General features: G+C 73.0%; 1 pseudogene. It reads right to left on the reverse strand.

Features of this window, described 5'->3' with window-relative positions:
• Positions 1-237 (reverse strand): annotated as a pseudogene (locus ACQG3P_RS23335) (aminotransferase class III-fold pyridoxal phosphate-dependent enzyme); the annotation flags it as partial.

Raw genomic sequence — 237 nt, forward strand, 5'->3', positions numbered from 1 at the left:
GCACCTGAACCGCGCAGACGGGCAGCCGCCACGGCGGTGCCCGCACTCGGCGCGCAGCGCCTTGATGCAGCGCTGTTGCGAGAGGTTCGGCGTCCTCACGTTGGCCATGACCTGCGGGGCGGCCATCGCCTCCAGCACCGCCTCCGGGGTATGCCCGAAGCCGAGCAGGCCGTAGCCGCCGGCGTCGTACAGCACCGCACCCTTGAGGGTCACCACCCAGGCGCCGCGGGCAGCAAG

This window comes from Stenotrophomonas sp. SrG (assembly GCF_050031795.1).
Lineage (GTDB): Bacteria > Pseudomonadota > Gammaproteobacteria > Xanthomonadales > Xanthomonadaceae > Stenotrophomonas > Stenotrophomonas rhizophila_A.